The organism is Pedobacter cryoconitis, from assembly GCF_001590605.1.
Lineage (GTDB): Bacteria > Bacteroidota > Bacteroidia > Sphingobacteriales > Sphingobacteriaceae > Pedobacter > Pedobacter cryoconitis_A.
The window spans coordinates 1780141-1797441 of record NZ_CP014504.1; the positions used below are offsets into that span (position 1 = coordinate 1780141).

A 17301-nucleotide genomic window follows, 5' to 3' on the forward strand; every position below is an offset into this window, starting at 1 on the left:
TAATCAGAAAAGCCTCTTAATTGTTTAGAGGCTTTTCTGCTATAAATGTAACTAAATCTATTTTGGCATTAATACACTATTTACAACATGTATTACACCATTTTTCTGGTAAACATCTGCAATAGTCACTGTACTCATTCCACCTTTTTCATCTTTCATTACCAACTTTTTACCCTCCATCCAGGCCCAAAGTTTTCCACCTTCAACAGTAGTTAGTTCAGCTTTTCCTTTTCCTTTTTTGATTGCAGCTGCAATGGCTTTACTATCCATTTTACCAGCAATAACATGATAGGTAAGGATTTTAGTTAATGCTGCTTTATTTTCAGGTTTAACTAAAGTAGCTACGGTACCTTTTGGTAACTTATTAAAAGCCTCATTAGTTGGCGCAAATACAGTAAACGGACCGGCTCCTTTTAAAGTTTCCACTAAACCTGCAGCTTTAACAGCGGCAACCAATGTTGTGTGATCCTTAGAGTTCACTGCATTATCAATAATATCTTTTGTAGGGTACATTGCTGCGCCACCAACCATTTTAGTACCACCAGACATACTCATTTTTGATTGTGCCTGAACTTGTGTTTGTGAAGCAAATGCGATAGCTACTAAAGCAAATGCTGATATAAATGTTTTTTTCATCTGAGTTTTGATATTTAACCACATCTACGACAGATGATATACTATTGGTTTTCAAAAGATCAAAACATTACCACAACTAGTAGATTAATAACTATTTAAAAATAAAAAATATAATATTTATTGCTCCTGAAATACAGATTCGTGCTTGAATATCCGTTCCAGTACAGGAAGGTAACCAATATCGTATTGGTAATGTTAATTTATAGAATTTAGTTAGTATTTTACTTTTCTTATTTTATTTGTATCATAAAATAAGAAACATGTCGTTTAAAAACATACACACTTAAATAAAATTAAACTTATGCAAGAAATAGATTACAATAAAATACAAGAAGAATTGCTGGCTTTCACAAAAACTGAAGTGAGCAATTTTTTAACGGAACACCCAAATGAAGTTTTTTATGCATTTGCATTTGATTGTAATGCAGAATATGCGGAAGTAAACTTATGTTTTAATACAGAAAGTGCTTTTTCATCACTCCTGGATGAATCTCAGAGTGGAAAGTATAAAGCTTCTTATCAAAGCGAAGAACAAATTAATGAATTGAAATACAATACTGGCGATTGGGAATATCAATCTTTTTCAACTCATTATGCGCTTTCTGAGGATGAATTATTTGGTGATGAAGATGATCATGATGAAGATGGAGATGATGAAAATGAAGATGGAGAACTAAACAATATAATAACGGAGAATCTTTTGTTGCATTTTTCTAAAACATTAGTAGAATTTACCAGGTCAGAAGAATTTCAAAAAATACCTAAGACTCCGGATTTTAAAGTATTCTGCATAGATCATGATGAAGATTTGGATGAAGCAGAATTAAGACTCAGTAGTTTAACCTGATTCTGGATATTATTAAAGGAAAAGCCCTTTTGCAATTGAAATCAATCAATAGCAAAAGGGCTCTTTTATAGTTACAATCTTTGCCCTGATCTTACAATAAATGAAAAATCTGCCACTAATTGAACCAAAAGCGATGCTTTACCATTCTATATAGAACATGCAAATATCAAATAACTTCTGCAGATTCTCTTAAATACGCTATTGTGAGTGGTTCTTTAGTGAATGCTGATAACAGTAAACACATTTAAGCATTACTTTCAGGACATAAAAAAACCGGTTATCGTGATGATAACCGGTTTTTTTATGTCTTTAATTCAGACTATGCTTCGCTGTCATAAACAATGCCACCAACATGTTTGTCGATCTGCCATCTGCCGGTTCCTTCTTCTCCGATAACGTCGAATAATTCAAGGGCACGTCTTGCTTTGTATTCTTCTTCACGTTGTTCTTTGAAGAACCAGTTTAAGAATTCAACAGTGATGTAATCTTGTTCTTTATGGCAGTTAGCTGCAATATTTTTCAAAGATTGAGTTACACTGATTTCCTGATCTAAAGCTTCTTCGAAAACTTCTCTGAAAGAGTTATACTCAATTTTGATATTTGATACTTCAGGAGAAATAGCAGTACCGCCCATATCTAAAACATATTTATAGATTTTAAGCTGGTGTTGTCTTTCTTCATCCGACTGTTTGAAAAAATAGTCAGAAGAGAAATCGTAGCCATGCTGATTACACCAGGATGCCATTGCTAAATATGCGGATGAAGATTGAGCTTCTTTTTTTATCTGTTGATTTAAGAGTCTTTCTACTTCTGTAGAAAGCAAACACTTAACGCGGATGATATCTTTCATATGATTGATTTTAATTACTACCTATATCGTATACAAAAGTAGTGCTATAAATCAATTTCATAGCATTTAAAAGAAATATGGAAAGATTCTAAGTCTAAAGAAGCTTAAGCTATTAGACTATATACCCTATCGTGAAGGATACGATTAAGTTCTAACATTACAAATGTACCTTCGATTAATTCTTTGAAGGCGATAATTTCTAATAAAGTTAATACATAGCAGTGATCACAAGCACAGATAAAAACAATTTCCACATCAGGAGCTTTATCAGAACTTAGTAGTAAAGCTTCGATATCGATACCATAAATGGCTTTTCTAAGCTTCATGATCGAACGGTAGTCGAAACGATTATGATGACCTGCGAAATTTACGTACCAGCATTTTTGAGAATCCGACTGAGATACAGATCCATTCCTGGTTTGGAATACTTCTAATAATTCAACTGAAGGTGCTACGGCTACGTTTTGCATTAACATTTATGATTATAACACAAAGATTCACATTATTTAGACTTGATACAAATAAATTGATAAAATAATTTGTAATATTTTTAAATATTCCTGTTTTGTAGACGATAATTGCAAATATTCCTATATTGTTACCACCTAAAACTCAAGCTATATTTATTGGGATTTACCCCATTAAACAATTTGAAAAACACGAATTAAATCCTTATCCCTATGTACCGTAGTATTGAAGATTTCGAAAATGATTGGAAAAATGAAGAACATAGTACGCTTCAAATATTCCGCAACATTACGGATGAAACTAAATCCATCAAAATCCACGAGAATGTAAGAGCATTAGACAGATTAGCCTGGCACATTACCCAGACTATTCCTGAAATGGGACTACATGCTGGCTTGATGACAGAAAATTTGCTGGATGGACGACCAGTACCAGAAAGCTTTGAAGAAATTATTAAAGTTTACCAGGAATACAATGCCCTGTTGCTCAAAAGAGTGAAGTCAAAATGGACAGATTCTACTTTAGGAGATAAGGTAGAGATGTACGGCGAGGTTTGGACTAAAGGACAGATACTCTCTGTATTTGTTGCACATCAGACGCATCACCGTGCTCAAATGACGGTCGTGATGCGTATGGTAGGTTTGCCAGTTCCAGGTGTATACGGCCCTGCTAAAGAGGAATGGGCACAAATGGGTGTACCTGCTATGGATTAAGCCATTATTTAATTGATTTAAAAAGCCTGAACATTTAATATATTCAGGCTTTTTGCCTTTTTTCTATTTTAGAATTGTTAAAATCAAACATTTCTAAAATGCCCCGGAGTAAAGGCAGTTTGTTTTTTAAAGAAATTATTAAAATGTGCTGCTTCTTCAAAACCAAGGCAGTAGCCAATTTCAGAGATATTCCAATCCGTGTGTTTTAATAAAGACTTTGCTTCTGTTAACACACGTTCAGAAATCAGGTCTGTAGTTGTTTTACCAGTAGTCACCTTAATAGACCTGTTTAAATGATTTACATGGACTGCCAGCTTCTCAGCGAAATCTTTGGCCGAGCGAAGAGCAAATCTCTGAGAAGGCGTTTCAATTGGAAACTGACGCTCTAATAACTCTGTAAATACAGCAGTGATCCTGGACTGCGCATTTGGATGTTGGTACAGACTCTCAGAAGGCTCAGATTTTAATGCGTAATGCGTTAGTTCTGTCACGTAATTACGCAGCAGATCATATTTAAATACATAATCTGAATTTATTTCTTCCAGCATTTTCTCAAAGATGCCAGCAACGAATTGTTCTTGCGTATCATTTAAAAAATAAGCAGGTTTCCCTCCTATACTAAACATTGGCAATTCATTCAGGCTCCCGCGGATTTTCTCCGTAAAGAAAGATTCTGTAAAGATGCAGAAGTAACCGGTAGTACTTTCAGAAAGTGCTTGTACAGTATAAGGGACATTAGGATTGAAAAACATTAAGGTCGTACCTTTTACCACTAAACTTTTATCTGCATAGTGATACAAGTACTCTCCACGTACCAGGCTGACTTTATAGAAATCCCTGCGGCTATAGGTAACAGGCGTAGCATTTGGGCCGTTACAATCTTCAATACGGAAAACATTAAAATGCCCTACACCGTTCTGTAAAGTCTGAGGAACACTATTAAACTTTTGCTGATAAAAGTGTTCTAACGTTTGTGTCTTGTCCATCCTATGAATTTAAGCAATTTTCTGTACAAATATAGCTGTACCTGGCTTTAAGGAAATTGCGCTATTCAAACTGTTAATTGCAAAATTCAAACAATTCAATGGCAGATTAAATTGTAAAGATTAAATTCAGAAGCCTTTAAATTCATCAAAATTAGCTTTTTAAAGCGCTAATTGCATTTTTTATAATTCATAATGAGGTTGTTAAACGATTAACCTAAGCCGTTGTTTGCAGAAATGAACATTATTTGTACTTTTGTCGCGGAGAGTTGGCAGAGTGGTCGATTGCGGCAGTCTTGAAAACTGTTGACTTGTCAAAGGGTCCGCGGGTTCGAATCCCCCACTCTCCGCCAAACAAAAATGCTGCCCGCAGGGTGGCATTTTTTGTTTTAAAGCAAGTTCTGCGCGTCTTCGCGCAAGGCTTGATTAAAAACAAAAATTGCCATTGAGCGCAGCGAAAAGCATTTTTGATTGAAGCCTCCCCCAAAAGGGATCAGCGAGAGTAACGAGCTAATCCATGTTGGAGGATAGACCTTTGGAAACCTCCCATCCTGCAAATCTTAAATTAGAGTTCTTTTGTTTAATTCAAATCATAATTACTCAGGAATAAAGCATAAATTTTGACACGCTCAACAGAAAGTCTTTGCTGTCACGTATGCTCTTATGCCACTGGAAGTTGCGCTGAAAGCTTTCAATTTGCATGGGAATGACTCAACCGAAACAAGGCCGGGCTGTTCGTAAATAAATTCAAAATAGCTAAATAATAAATCTATATCGTCCGGGTACTGCCTGAGTACTGGTCGGGTACTCGTTAGGGTAAGAGCAGTGCTAAAGTAACGCGAGAGCATGGCAAGTCCAAGTCAAAACAACTAGTTGAAATGACTTAGACTTGCCATAGTTAAAGCCCGTTTACAACCTGGTGTCACCCCGACCACCACTCAGGCACAATCAAACGATAACTAGTTGAAGATTAATGAAATTATAATTTTCCCTTGGGCTAACCCATGGACAACTGCAGACAACTGCGGACAATTACGGACAATTTTTACGCATCAGGATAATCTTTAACGCGAATAGCTTACATTGGTGGAAAAGCAATTATTTATTATGGGAAGTTTAACGGGTAAATTTTCAAGGGGAATCCTGGACGATTTCATTTTTAAAGCAGCAGTTTGGCGTACAAGTTGTTTCAAAAGTTCTGTACTGGGCAAAAGGAAACAAACAATGGAAACTCAAAGGCATCAGAGAACTTTCGTCAAAGTAGCAAGCCTGGAAAAATCAGGATCTTTCCTCCCCTAAGAATTCCGCTGGAGCGTTAACCGATCTCTTATCAAAGTAATCAGGAGCGTTTAATACTGATCAATTGAACTAGAAAATCAGGAAGTAATTAGCTTATTGAAGAATCGTAACCATCTGCTTTGAACTCAAAAAATATCAAACCCAAAACTTGAAATTTAATCCCTGATCCACAAGTTTATGACTTGATCCGTATAAGGGGGTCGATTGAAGCCCCCAAGGTCAGCGAGCGTAACTAGCTAATCCACATTGGAGGATAGCCCATAGTAATACCTATTTTGCAATGTATTAAAGTCGTCGCAATGAATATATTAAACTCGCCGCAATGTAAGCCTGCATGAACAGCTTTCTATAAAAAAAAGCAAACTTGAGATATATACTTTTTTAATTCTCACTCCTGGACACTATATTCTCTAGTGCTTTTTTTGGAATTAACGGAAGTCTGAAATGGAAAGTTGATCCTTTTCCAAGCTCACTCTCTATTCCGACTTCACCATTATGTCGTTTTAAGATTTCAGAAGAAATAAATAAACCAAGGCCTAAACCTTCAAACCGCATAGCTGTACTATCTACCCGGAAATAACGATCAAATAGTTTATTGATATTTGAAGGAGCTATACCAATACCAAAATCTTTGATAGAAACTAAAACATGGTCATGCGCTAAACTACTATTAACCAGTACAAATTTTCCATCAGGAGAATATTTCACTGCATTGGTCAGAAAATTATTGATTACCTGTTCCAGCCTGAACTGATCCCCTGTAAATTCAAAATCACAACAATTTTCCAGTATAATCTGATGAGAAGGAAATATATGCTGAGCACTCTCTATAGTATCAGTTAATAGTTTTTTAAAACTAAACGGAGCCATATTATACTCAATCTTTCCCGCGTTTAATTTAGTTACATCAAGCAAATCAGCAATCAGTTTCTCAAGTCTGACAATATTATCGGAACACTTAATCACAAACGCATTTAACTTATTCTGATCTTTAGTCTTAACAATCAACTGATTGAAAGCCTTTATACTCGTTAATGGAGTTTTTAACTCATGGCTGGCAATTGAGATAAATTCGTCTTTCAACTGCTCATTAGTTTTTTGAAGATGAATATCTGTATTTGTGCCAATCCATAAAGTTATGCTGCCATTCTCTATCAAAGGAAGTGCTCTTGCCAGATGCCACCTATAAGTTCCATCATTAAATAACAAACGGAATTCGACTAAATACTCTTTACCATTTTTTAATGCATCTGCCCAATTAGTCAAAGCCGCCGGCAAATCATCAGCATGAATGAATTTTTGCCATCCATGACCAATTATCTCGTCATTTTCATAACCAAAATCACTGCACACTCTTTCATTCAAATAATTAAGGGCACCATCATGTGTAGCTGTCCAGACTTGCTGTGGGATAGAATTCAATAGAAATTTAAAGCGGTTTTCACTCGCTCTGATCTTTAAAACCATCTTTTCCAACTCATCCTGCGTAGTTAACAATTCTTCATTAGTACTCAGTACTTCTTCATGTGAAGCTGCTATTTCTTCGCTGGTTGCGGCTAATTCTTCCATTGATGCCTGAAGTTCCTCATTTGTTGCAGCTAGCTCTTCTGATGAGGCCTGAAGCTCTTCATTTGTTGCGGCAAGTTCCTCTAATGAAGTCTGAAGTTTAACTTCACTCCTTTCCAGCAATTGCCTTGCCGTCACTGTGGCAGTAATATCAATAACTGTAGCTAAAATTGATTCCACCTGACCATCCTTATTCTTCAGCGGGTCGTAAGAAAAGTTAACATAAATTTCCTTAACAGATTCATCTGAAAGTACAATTTTTACAGGCACCTCAGGCATAGCCACTCGAATCCCTGAATCAAATACATTCATCAACAATTGAGGAAACTGCTGCCCTTCCAATTCCGGAAATACTTCAATCAGGCTTTTACCTAATACCTCTTCTTTTTGACGGTGCCAGGTATCGGTGACCATAGCATGATTTGCCTGTTCAATAATTAAATCTTTACCATTTAATAGCGCCATAGCGACAGGTGTGATCATGATCATTTCATGAAGCCTATGTTTGCTTTCTTCAATAACAATTCTGGACTTCACCTTCTCAGTAACGTCTTTTGCAATGATGATTATCTTTTCAATTTCACCAGATTCGGCTACTAAAGGCTTAAAATTAAAGTTTGTATAAATCTCTTCTGTTTTGTCGCCATACTTTTTTAATCCTTTAACTTCATCACCCACATAAGGATTACCAACTGATAAATTTTCAGCAAGTGATGATGAAAAAGATAAACCATAAAGCTCATTGATAATGTCGTAAAGCGTTTCTCCTATAATTTCATTTGACTTTCCCCAGGTATTGAGTAAGTATTCATTAGCAGACTCGATGATAAAGCTGGTCCCATTTAATACTCCGATAGCTACAGGAGCATCATTGATCAGATAACGAAGATTGTGCTCACTTTTAGCCAGACTTTTTGTCCTTTCAATCACACGGTCTTCTAAAACAGAATTCAGCTTATACAGCTCCTGCTGGCTATTATTTAATTCTTCATTAATGGTATGTAACTCTTCATACGCTGCAGATACCTTTTCATTTGCAGCAGTCAATTCTTCATTTAAAACCTGTTCATTTTCTAAATTAACAATCAGCTGCTTCTCATTCTCCATGGCCTTTAATCCTAAAATACGCTCTGTTACATCAGTTGCATGGTGTAAGATACAATAGCTTTCCCCCCTGTCATTTTTTACAGCCTTATATTCGTAATCATAATAAGTTGTTTTCAAAACACCATCCGATTCCAATACTGCGGGTACACCTTTTCCAATATTGGTTACACCTGTTTTTAAGACGGTTCTTAGCAGATCAATAAAAGGTTGTCCTTGTAATTCCGGAACTGCCTGAGCTAATGGCATACCGATAATGGATCTGTCTTTTCCCCAAAAACGAATCATAGCATCAGTTGCTGCTTCGATAATTAAATTGTCGGTGGTGTATATTGCAGTGGCAATATGCGATGTAGAAAATATATCAAGAAGTTGACCACAGCTCAACAAGGTTGTTTTATTCATCACAATTAAAAAGAAGCGCTAAAATAGATTTATTTTTAGAAACATGTAAATTTAGTTACTTCACCTATTAAAACATAGCAGTAAAGATTTATTTCAGAAATACACAAGCATTATTCACTCCATTTGAATCAAGGTTATTACAGCAAACGTTTTGAGAAATAATTTTTCATAATCTTTAAACCAAAGTACTTTCACTTTGTTCTGTACTACAAAATAAGATATATGAAAAACGAACTGAGCACTCAAATCATCGACAAATTATCAGCTTTTGGCCTTCAGCCGACAGGAAAAGAAAACATCGACCGGGGCGAAAGAATCGTTTCGCTGATCGCCGGAACATGGCTGGTCTATAAAAGCATAAAGAAAATCGGAAAATACCCAATTATGGGAATTCAGGGTGCAGCAGCAGGCGGACTGATGCTTTATCGCGGAGCTACTGGATTTTGCCCTGTTTATAAGAAACTTGATAAAGATACTACTGATCCACAGGCAATTAGTATTACTGAAAATCTTACCGTCAACGCACCAAAAGATAAAGTATATGCCTTTTGGCGTGAACTTTCAAATCTGCCAAAATTTATGAAACACCTCAAAAATGTGGAAGAAATAAGTGATGATGTATCCTTGTGGGAGGCCAATACGCCAGGTGGGCTGCTGGATCTCACCTGGAACGCAGAAATCACCCGTGAAGAAGAAGGCCTATATCTGGGCTGGCAATCTCTCGAAGGATCTACGATTGACAACGCAGGTAAAATAGAATTTAAAGACTCTTTAAACGGTACAGGTACTGAGATGCAAATTGAGATCGATTACTTCCCTCCTGCGGGTAGTGTAGGCAGAAGCATTACTTCTTTGTTTAATGGAATATTCGAACGTATGATCCGTCAGGACATTCAAAGCTTCAAAGCCTATGCAGAGGCTGCCGACTTCAGAGCGTATGCAGGGATTTCGGAACATAACGGCTAAATAACAAACATAATTTAAAGTAAAAGGTCTCCCCATAACGGAGACCTTTTACTTTAAAACAAGAAACCTTAAAAGATCACATTTAATAACCTCAGAGAAATAACGCCCCATGAGAACAACTCTCTAGAAACGGAACTTAAGGTCTTGCTTCATACAAAATCAACTGCTTTTATCGTCCTGTTATCAAACAATCCAAAACAGAAATGATAAAATTAGACCTCAATAAACTAATCAATCAGGCAAAAATTCACAGAGCAGATTATCATAAAAATTTTACAACAATAATTCAATCCTCAAAAAGCCATGGCTGATTAAATTATACTGTGGGTATAACGGTTTTCAAACCCTAATAATTGAATGTGTTATAATTTTTTAATTAGCTGCAAAATAACTATTTTACATTAACTATGAACATTATAGGCAACTAGCCAATAATCTAAAAACGGGTGTATGAATATAAACAGTAAAACTAGAAAACTATGGCATTAGATTACACTCCCCCCGGTGTATACATAGAGGAGAAAAATGCCTTTCCCGGATCCGCAGTTGCTGTAGAAACCGCAATACCAGTTTTTATAGGTTACACAGCAAAAGCAGAGCGAAATGGAAAATCGCTGGTTTATAAACCTGCACGTGTTACGTCTCTTGCAGTATTCGCAGAATATTTTGGTAAGGGCTTCAATTCTCAATTTACCATTGCAGATGCACCTACTCCGGCTGTCGCGAGAGAAGAAACCCTTAAAGTTAATGGTGCTGATAAAGTGATACAAATTAATCCAAATCATGTGTTCTTACTTTATAACGCGATCAGGCTATTTTATTACAATGGCGGAAGTGTATGCTATATCCTTTCTGTGGGCACTTACGGAGATAAACCTGACGGTTTTGAAATTGACAGTAAAAACTTTACAAACGGTCCGGAGAATCAGGATGTTTTCACTATTCTAGAAAAGGAATATGAGCCTACACTGGTTGTATTGCCAGATGTAATAGCAAAAGATGAAAAGACCGCTTATAACCTTTATACTTTAGTTTTACAGCATTGCGTCAAAATACAAAGCCGATTTGGAATATTTGATGTTTATAATAAACCTGGAAACACAATTGAAGGAGATAGTGAGGCATTTCGCGATGGTATAGGTACAGAGTCTCTGAACTATGGTGCAGCCTACTACCCCTATCTTAAAACTTCTGTAGTACAGCCTGGCGAGGTTGATTACCGGAACCTTGATCCTGCAGTAAAACTGGAAGTTTTGTTACCTGAAGATAAGGTTAAAGACATTGTTGCTGCATTTGAATTATTAACAGGTGACAAATTAACACCTGCAGCAAAAACAAATTATCATCAATCACTGAAAGCTGCAAGCCCTACTTATGTTGCCATCATCGAAGAGATCAGATCTAAGCAGAACCTGCTTCCTCCAAGTTCTGCTATTGCAGGTATTTATACTTTTGTAGATACTGCAAGGGGTGTTTGGAAATCACCAGCGAACGTCTCTTTAACGATGGTCAACGAACCAGCTATTGACGTTTCTCATGAGGAACAGCAAAAGCTTAATGTAGATATTGTGGCGGGAAAATCTATCAACGTAATCCGCCAATTTCCAGGCATCGGTACCTTGGTTTGGGGCGGACGTACTTTAGACGGCAATAGCCAGGACTGGAGATATATTAACGTTAGGCGCACATTGATTATGATAGAGCAGTCTTTAAAACTGGCCACCAGATCTTATGTTTTTGAAGCTAATGACGCAAACACCTGGATTACAATCAGTAGTATGATTAATAATTTCCTCTATAATTTATGGAAACAAGGCGCCCTTGCAGGTGCAGCTCCAGAACAAGCTTATAACGTTCAAATTGGACTAGGCTCTACTATGACACCCAATGACATACTTGATGGAATTATTCGTATTACGGTCATGTTAGCTATTGTAAGTCCTTCTGAATTTATCATACTGACATTCCAGCAACAACAACAATCTTAGTTTACTTACTAACCACATATAAAAACATTTTTCATGTCAGATAATGCAGCCTCTCGGGCAGCCAAAACGTAGCCGTTAGATAACTTTACGGCCTGAAAGCATTATTGAGAAAACGATAGCGGAACATAGGCAATTAACCAACTATAGCAGCAAGCAGAACAAACTGACATTATACTTGGATCTGAGCATGCCAGATACAAATGGAATTGCATTCATTAAACTAGTCAAGGAAAGATTCCCTGATTATTGATTAAAAAACAACATTTTACTGGACAGGAAGTGTAATAGTAAAAAGATACCCTTTACCAATCTGGCTGTAAATTAGTATTTTGCCATGATGTCTGCTGATAATATAATGTGCTAAGAAAACTAAAAATATTATCAATTGATAAACCTGATTTATTTTACCTTTGCAGCGTGAAAAGCGAAAATAGCAGTCAAATGACGAATCATCAAACAGCAGTCCGGGCAACATATTTCAGTATTGTAAGTAATGCTGTCCTTGCGATTCTAAAGGGGATAGCAGGTGTTTTCGGAAATTCTTATGCTTTAATAGCTGATGCGATAGAATCGACTGCTGATATCTTCTCTTCACTACTTGTACTTTTTGGGCTTAAATATGCCAGCAGGCCAGCAGATGAAAATCACCCTTACGGTCATGGAAGAGCAGAACCATTAGTGACCTTCCTGGTTGTTGGTTTTTTGATTACCTCTGCTACCATTATAGCTTATGAAAGCATTCAGAATATCGGAACACCACACGCTTTACCAAAACCATGGACGTTAATTTTATTGGCTGCTCTTATTGTATGGAAAGAAATCTCTTTCCGAAAGGTGATGAAAAAAGCAATACAAACAAACAGTTCTTCTTTAAAAGCAGATGCCTGGCACCACCGCAGCGATGCAATTACATCAGTTGCTGCATTTATAGGAATATCAGTTGCATTAATATTAGGTAAAGGTTACGAATCAGCAGATGATATTGCAGCCCTTTTCGCTGCTGCTTTTATCCTCTATAACAGCTATAAAATTTTCAGGCCAGCTTTAGGGGAAATTATGGATGAACACCTATATGATGACCTTGTGGTCAACATCAGACAGGTATCCTTAACTGTTAAAGGTGTTATCGATACCGAGAAATGTTACGTGCGTAAAGCAGGCATGCAGTACCATATTGACTTGCATGCCATTGTAGATGGAAATATTTCAGTAAGAGAAGGACACGACATCTCACATCGTCTGCAAGATACACTTCGCGCTAAACTTCCGGAATTAGCAAATGTCCTGATCCATATTGAGCCTAACTGATAAATTATAACCTTTTCAGAAACGGCAGGAAAGAAACCGAGAAAGTAAGGTATGGGGCAGAACCAGTCTTTGCTTTAAAAAAGTAATCCTCCGGTTTATTGTTGCGGTCAAACATTCTGGCTGCTGTGGCACTATACAGTCCGCCATTTACACCCAGGATCAACCTCTTTGTCACCAGATACTCAAACGTTAATCCCGTACGGACTTCCGCATTGGTATAAATATTATTTTGCGGTAATAATGGTTTATCCAGGTTAAAAAACAATAAACTCCCTCCCAGTTCAGATCCGGCAGTTGCCCAGCTCCTTTTAGAGAACTGTTTTCTCAAAACAATTCTTGAAGGAAAATCAACAAATAATTCAACATTAGAAGCCTTGTATTTATGCCAGTAACTCACGATCGGGATCGCTGGAACAATAGCAGACGGATCTAGAATCACAACCAGACCTATGGTTAAAGAAGAATTCTGATCCCTTTTAACCGGCATTGATATAGAACCGATATAATTGAGTCTTTTGATAGAAGAAAGTTCATCGGTAACGCCAGAAATACCCAGTCCATAAAATATGAGCTTGTTAAAAACCGAATCCGAGCGGCCAAAAGTAGCCGATAAACTGATAGTAGATTTTGTTGTACTAAGGTCTGCATTGGAAAAACGAGGATCATAACTTGTAATTTCAGTTGTTTTCAATTGCTGCTGCTGATACCCTATTGAACCGGTAACCACATTTTTGCCCCAATTTGAAATAGGAACATTGAAATTAGACCTGATCCTGGTGATATTCATTTTACCCTCATACAGATCTTTTCCGTTTAACTCACCTTTAACGTTTGCTTTGCCAATGATATCAGTTGCGAAAAAGACCTGTCTCAATTGTGGATATCGCATAGCATAAGCCGACAATCCCTCCATGGTCAAAGAGTCTGTCATCCTTTTGATTGCTGCGGCTTTCCGCGCTGTTTGCGCATTTACTGTAGAACAGGCTGCGATTAAAATATGGAAATAGAAAAGAGTTTTGTACTTCATGTGCTATTAATTATGAGTTTCCAGTAATAACTGGTCTTCTGTGGTTTTCTTCTTTTTAAATTTCAACATCAGATTTTCAATGATGAGGTACATGGACGGCACTACAAACAGCGTCAGGATCATCGAGCTGGTCAATCCGCCAATAATTACCCAGGCCATCCCATTTTTGATTTCTGCACCAGCACCACTGGCCAATGCAATAGGCAGCATCCCAAACACCATGGCTAATGTGGTCATCAGGATTGGCCTTAATCTTTCCTTACCCGCTTCTATTAAAGCCTTTTCCACAGTATATCCTTCAGCCTTCAGCTGATTCGTAAAATCCACAATCAGAATTGCATTTTTAGAGACCAGGCCAAGCAGCATGATCATTCCAATCAGAGAGAAGATATTTAGTGTTTCCATGGTCAGTGCCAGAGCCAGCAAGGCACCAACCAGTGCTACAGGAATAGAGAACAGCACAACAAAAGGATAAATTGCATTTTCGTATAAAGCGACCATGATCAGGTAAACCAGGACAATAGCAACCCCTAAAGCAAAAAATAAGCTGCCAAAGGCATCACCCTGGCTTTTGGCATCACCCAGAAATTCGACTGATACTCCTTCAGGTAATTTCACCTGGCTTATTTTCTTTTTGATATCCGTATTAACTGACCCCACAGGTCTGCCCGCTACATTTGAATTTACACTAATAGATCCTAACCGGTCGCTTCTTGACAATACACTTTCGCCCAAACCTTCTCTCACCTCAGCAAACTGGCTCATTACAAAAGACTGACCATCACTATTTGTAAAAGACAGATTTCTAACATTATCAATATTAGAACGATCATACCTATCCAAACTAACCAGGATATCATATTCGTTCCCGCCCTGCTTAAATTTACTCTTCTTATTACCGCTGAATGAATTTTGCAAAGCTGCACCGACCTGGCTTGCATCAATCCCCAGCAACGTCATCTTTTCACGGTTCAGCTTAACCTCTACTTGCTGTTTCTGATTTTTAACAGAAAGTTCAACAAATTTGGTACCCGGCACAGTGGCGATAAGCTTTTTATATTCCTCTGCAACTTTGCGGATCGCTTTAAGATCAAGACCCTTAATCCCAATTTGAATAGGTGCCTGATTAGCGCCCCCGCCCACAGACGTAGGCACTGAGGTAATTTTTGCTCCAGGAATCACTGCACTTAATTTCTGCTGAAGCTGAATACCGAAATCTTCAGCGGATATGTTCCTGTCATTCTTATCCACCATAGAAACCGTAATTTCTGCCAGATTACTGTTATTTGTAGTTCCTGCAACACTGCCACTCGTAAAACCAATACTAGAAAAGACATTGGTTACGACCTTTTCCTGCATAATCAATTTTTCTGCCTGTTGCGTAACCATGTTTGTTTGATACAGCGTGGTAGATGGTGCCAACTCAAGATTAATCAGCAACTCCCCCTGATCTGCAGACGGAATGAACGCGGCGCCTATAAAACCAAATGGGACTAAAGAAATACTTCCGATGATCAATAAAATAACTCCTGATAACAACCATCTTTTTTTATGGATCACAATGGTCAGCAACTTTCCATAATCCTCTTTAAGCCCATCTAGCAATTGCTCAAAGCCCAGGTTCAGTTTCCCCCACAAAGTATTCTCATTTAATTTTTCAATCTTACCAAACCTGCTGGCCAGCATTGGGGTGACCGTAAAGGAAACGAATAAACTCATTAACGTAGAGAAAACAACTACTAATGAAAATTCCTGAAGTAATGCCCCGATGATACCACCTGCAAAAGCAATAGGCAGAAATACAACTACATCCACCGCGGTAATCGCCAATGCAGTAAAACCAATCTCGCTTCTCCCCTCCAGAGCAGCTGTCCTTTTATCCGAGCCCATTTCCAGGTGACGGTATATATTTTCCAATACCACGATAGAATCATCCACCAGAATTCCTACCACTAAAGACATCGCCATCAACGTCATCAGGTTGAGTGAAAAACCAAAAAAGTACATCGCAATAAACGTTGGAATAATAGAAGACGGAAGCGCTACAAGCACAAACATAGCGCTGCGGAAACTATGTAAAAAGGCGAGCATAATTGCACCTACGATAACAACTGCAAGCCCAAGATCTTCCATAACCCCATCAGCAGAACGCAGGGTATAAATACTCTGATCAGAAGATATACTAAACTTTAAAGCCTGGTCTTTATAAGCAGCCTGTATTTCTTCAAATTTCTTTTTAACCTGTTTACTTACATCAACCGCGTTAGCATCACTCTGTTTAATAATCTGTACACCAATAGACGGAATACCGTTAATGTGATTGATCGCTGTTGTTTTAGCAGTCGCATCTACTACTTCTGCCACATCCTTTAAATAGATACTGCCCGCGCCCGGCCTTTGCTGAACAACCAATCCTCTGATTTGCGCAAGGGAAACAACACTGGCGTCAAAATGTATGGACAACTGCTGGTCACGTGTTTCTATACTTCCGGCAGGGAAAGACTGGTTCGCTTTACTCAGCACATCAGAGATCTGACCAATTCCCAAACCATAAGACTTCAGCTTGTTCTGATCTATATTAACCTGTATCTGACGTTCATCACCACCAACTATCGTTACCCGTCCCACACCTTTTACATTCTGCAAAATGGGAAGCAACTGTTTATCGACGAAATCATATAGTTCACGAGGAGATTTTGTAGACGTTACCCCCGCCTTAATAACAGGTACCTCTTCTAAATTGATCTTATTCACCACAGGTTTATCTGCATTATCAGGCAAATCATTCTGAACCTGATCAGCTTTCCGCTGGATATTCCGCTCCGCCTGATCAATATCAGTTCCGCTTTTCAGCTGTATGACAACACTCGACACCCCTTCCTGCGAAGTGGATATAATTTTATCGAGGCCTTCCACAGCAGAAAAAGCATCTTCCAGCTTTTTGGTTACTGAAGTTTCTACTTCAGCCGCTGCAGCTCCGGGATAAACGGTACTTACAGAAACTGTAGGTATTTCAATCTTTGGAAGCAGGTTATAATTTAAACTAAAATAGGACCTTGCACCAAAAATAAACAGCACGGTAAACACTACAATAATTAATAAGGGCCGCTTAACGGCAATTTCGGTTATTGACATGATGAT

General features: G+C 37.8%; 13 protein-coding genes and 1 tRNA gene. 7 read left to right on the top strand and 7 right to left on the bottom strand.

Translation table 11 applies throughout. From position 1 onward, the window contains the following. Positions 1-57 precede the first annotated feature (57 nt). Complete coding sequence (locus AY601_RS07615; protein ID WP_068407300.1) at positions 58-636, bottom strand: fasciclin domain-containing protein; 579 nt, start codon at positions 634-636, stop codon at positions 58-60. A gap of 301 nt (positions 637-937) precedes the next feature. Here AY601_RS07615 and AY601_RS07620 point away from each other — a divergent pair, with 301 nt between their 5' ends. Further along, a complete protein-coding gene (locus AY601_RS07620) occupies positions 938-1483 on the top strand; it encodes a DUF4303 domain-containing protein (RefSeq protein WP_068398757.1) in 546 nt (181 codons plus the stop codon). Between the two features lie 319 nt (positions 1484-1802). Here the strand turns inward: AY601_RS07620 and AY601_RS07625 are convergent, their stop codons facing one another. Both AY601_RS07625 and AY601_RS07630 read right to left on the bottom strand, forming a co-directional pair. Continuing rightward, positions 1803-2333 carry a ferritin gene (locus AY601_RS07625; RefSeq protein WP_068398760.1) on the bottom strand — a complete coding sequence of 177 codons (531 nt, stop codon included), beginning with the start codon at positions 2331-2333 and terminating at the stop codon, positions 1803-1805. A gap of 104 nt (positions 2334-2437) precedes the next feature. Then, positions 2438-2803 carry a hypothetical protein gene (locus AY601_RS07630; protein WP_068398763.1) on the bottom strand — a complete coding sequence of 122 codons (366 nt, stop codon included), beginning with the start codon at positions 2801-2803 and terminating at the stop codon, positions 2438-2440. A gap of 210 nt (positions 2804-3013) precedes the next feature. On the opposite strand from AY601_RS07630, the gene AY601_RS07635 reads away from it, so the two are divergent. Next, a complete protein-coding gene (locus AY601_RS07635) occupies positions 3014-3514 on the top strand; it encodes a DinB family protein (RefSeq protein WP_068398766.1) in 501 nt (166 codons plus the stop codon). 83 nt (positions 3515-3597) lie between these two features. On the opposite strand, the gene AY601_RS07640 is transcribed toward AY601_RS07635, so the two are convergent. Continuing rightward, the gene (locus AY601_RS07640) at positions 3598-4500 is read right to left on the bottom strand and encodes a helix-turn-helix domain-containing protein (RefSeq protein WP_068398768.1); all 903 of its coding nucleotides are present in this window, start codon (positions 4498-4500) and stop codon (positions 3598-3600) included. A gap of 260 nt (positions 4501-4760) precedes the next feature. Here AY601_RS07640 and AY601_RS07645 point away from each other — a divergent pair. Together AY601_RS07645 and AY601_RS07650 are read left to right on the top strand one after the other, a co-directional pair. Then, positions 4761-4850: transfer RNA gene (locus tag AY601_RS07645), tRNA-Ser, on the top strand. A gap of 733 nt (positions 4851-5583) precedes the next feature. Continuing rightward, positions 5584-5796, top strand: coding sequence for a hypothetical protein (locus tag AY601_RS07650; protein ID WP_157287773.1), 213 nt, complete (start codon positions 5584-5586; stop codon positions 5794-5796). A gap of 381 nt (positions 5797-6177) precedes the next feature. Here the strand turns inward: AY601_RS07650 and AY601_RS07655 are convergent, their stop codons facing one another. Further along, positions 6178-8871 (bottom strand): PAS domain S-box protein, encoded by a 2694-nt coding sequence (locus tag AY601_RS07655; protein WP_068398773.1) that lies wholly within the window; start codon positions 8869-8871, stop codon positions 6178-6180. Positions 8872-9093: 222 nt separating this feature from the next. Between AY601_RS07655 and AY601_RS07660 the strand changes: the two genes are divergently transcribed. The 3 genes from AY601_RS07660 to AY601_RS07670 all read left to right on the top strand — a co-directional run bounded on the left by AY601_RS07660 (position 9094) and on the right by AY601_RS07670 (position 13133). Then, positions 9094-9837 (top strand): SRPBCC family protein, encoded by a 744-nt coding sequence (locus AY601_RS07660; RefSeq protein WP_068398776.1) that lies wholly within the window; start codon positions 9094-9096, stop codon positions 9835-9837. 479 nt (positions 9838-10316) lie between these two features. After that, positions 10317-11825, top strand: coding sequence for a phage tail sheath family protein (locus AY601_RS07665; protein ID WP_068398779.1), 1509 nt, complete (start codon positions 10317-10319; stop codon positions 11823-11825). 441 nt (positions 11826-12266) lie between these two features. Then, positions 12267-13133 (top strand): cation diffusion facilitator family transporter, encoded by an 867-nt coding sequence (locus AY601_RS07670; RefSeq protein WP_068398781.1) that lies wholly within the window; start codon positions 12267-12269, stop codon positions 13131-13133. A 4-nt stretch (positions 13134-13137) separates the two neighbouring features. Here the strand turns inward: AY601_RS07670 and AY601_RS07675 are convergent, their stop codons facing one another. Beyond that, a complete protein-coding gene (locus tag AY601_RS07675) occupies positions 13138-14160 on the bottom strand; it encodes a DUF6268 family outer membrane beta-barrel protein (protein ID WP_068398783.1) in 1023 nt (340 codons plus the stop codon). Positions 14161-14166: 6 nt separating this feature from the next. Then, positions 14167-17295, bottom strand: a complete 3129-nt coding sequence (locus tag AY601_RS07680) for an efflux RND transporter permease subunit (RefSeq protein WP_068398787.1) — start codon at positions 17293-17295, stop codon at positions 14167-14169. Positions 17296-17301: the final 6 nt, after the last annotated feature.

Bases quoted from the DNA above. Each gene is read 5' to 3' on its own strand.
- AY601_RS07675 (WP_068398783.1), bottom strand. From the start codon at position 14,160: ATGAAGTACAAAACTCTTTTCTATTTCCATATTTTAATCGCAGCCTGT.
- AY601_RS07615 (WP_068407300.1), bottom strand. From the start codon at position 636: ATGAAAAAAACATTTATATCAGCATTTGCTTTAGTAGCTATCGCATTT.
- AY601_RS07640 (WP_068398768.1), bottom strand. From the start codon at position 4,500: ATGGACAAGACACAAACGTTAGAACACTTTTATCAGCAAAAGTTTAAT.
- AY601_RS07670 (WP_068398781.1), top strand. From the start codon at position 12,267: ATGACGAATCATCAAACAGCAGTCCGGGCAACATATTTCAGTATTGTA.
- AY601_RS07630 (WP_068398763.1), bottom strand. From the start codon at position 2,803: ATGCAAAACGTAGCCGTAGCACCTTCAGTTGAATTATTAGAAGTATTC.
- AY601_RS07655 (WP_068398773.1), bottom strand. From the start codon at position 8,871: ATGAATAAAACAACCTTGTTGAGCTGTGGTCAACTTCTTGATATATTT.
- AY601_RS07660 (WP_068398776.1), top strand. From the start codon at position 9,094: ATGAAAAACGAACTGAGCACTCAAATCATCGACAAATTATCAGCTTTT.
- AY601_RS07665 (WP_068398779.1), top strand. From the start codon at position 10,317: ATGGCATTAGATTACACTCCCCCCGGTGTATACATAGAGGAGAAAAAT.
- AY601_RS07620 (WP_068398757.1), top strand. From the start codon at position 938: ATGCAAGAAATAGATTACAATAAAATACAAGAAGAATTGCTGGCTTTC.
- AY601_RS07635 (WP_068398766.1), top strand. From the start codon at position 3,014: ATGTACCGTAGTATTGAAGATTTCGAAAATGATTGGAAAAATGAAGAA.
- AY601_RS07625 (WP_068398760.1), bottom strand. From the start codon at position 2,333: ATGAAAGATATCATCCGCGTTAAGTGTTTGCTTTCTACAGAAGTAGAA.
- AY601_RS07680 (WP_068398787.1), bottom strand. From the start codon at position 17,295: ATGTCAATAACCGAAATTGCCGTTAAGCGGCCCTTATTAATTATTGTA.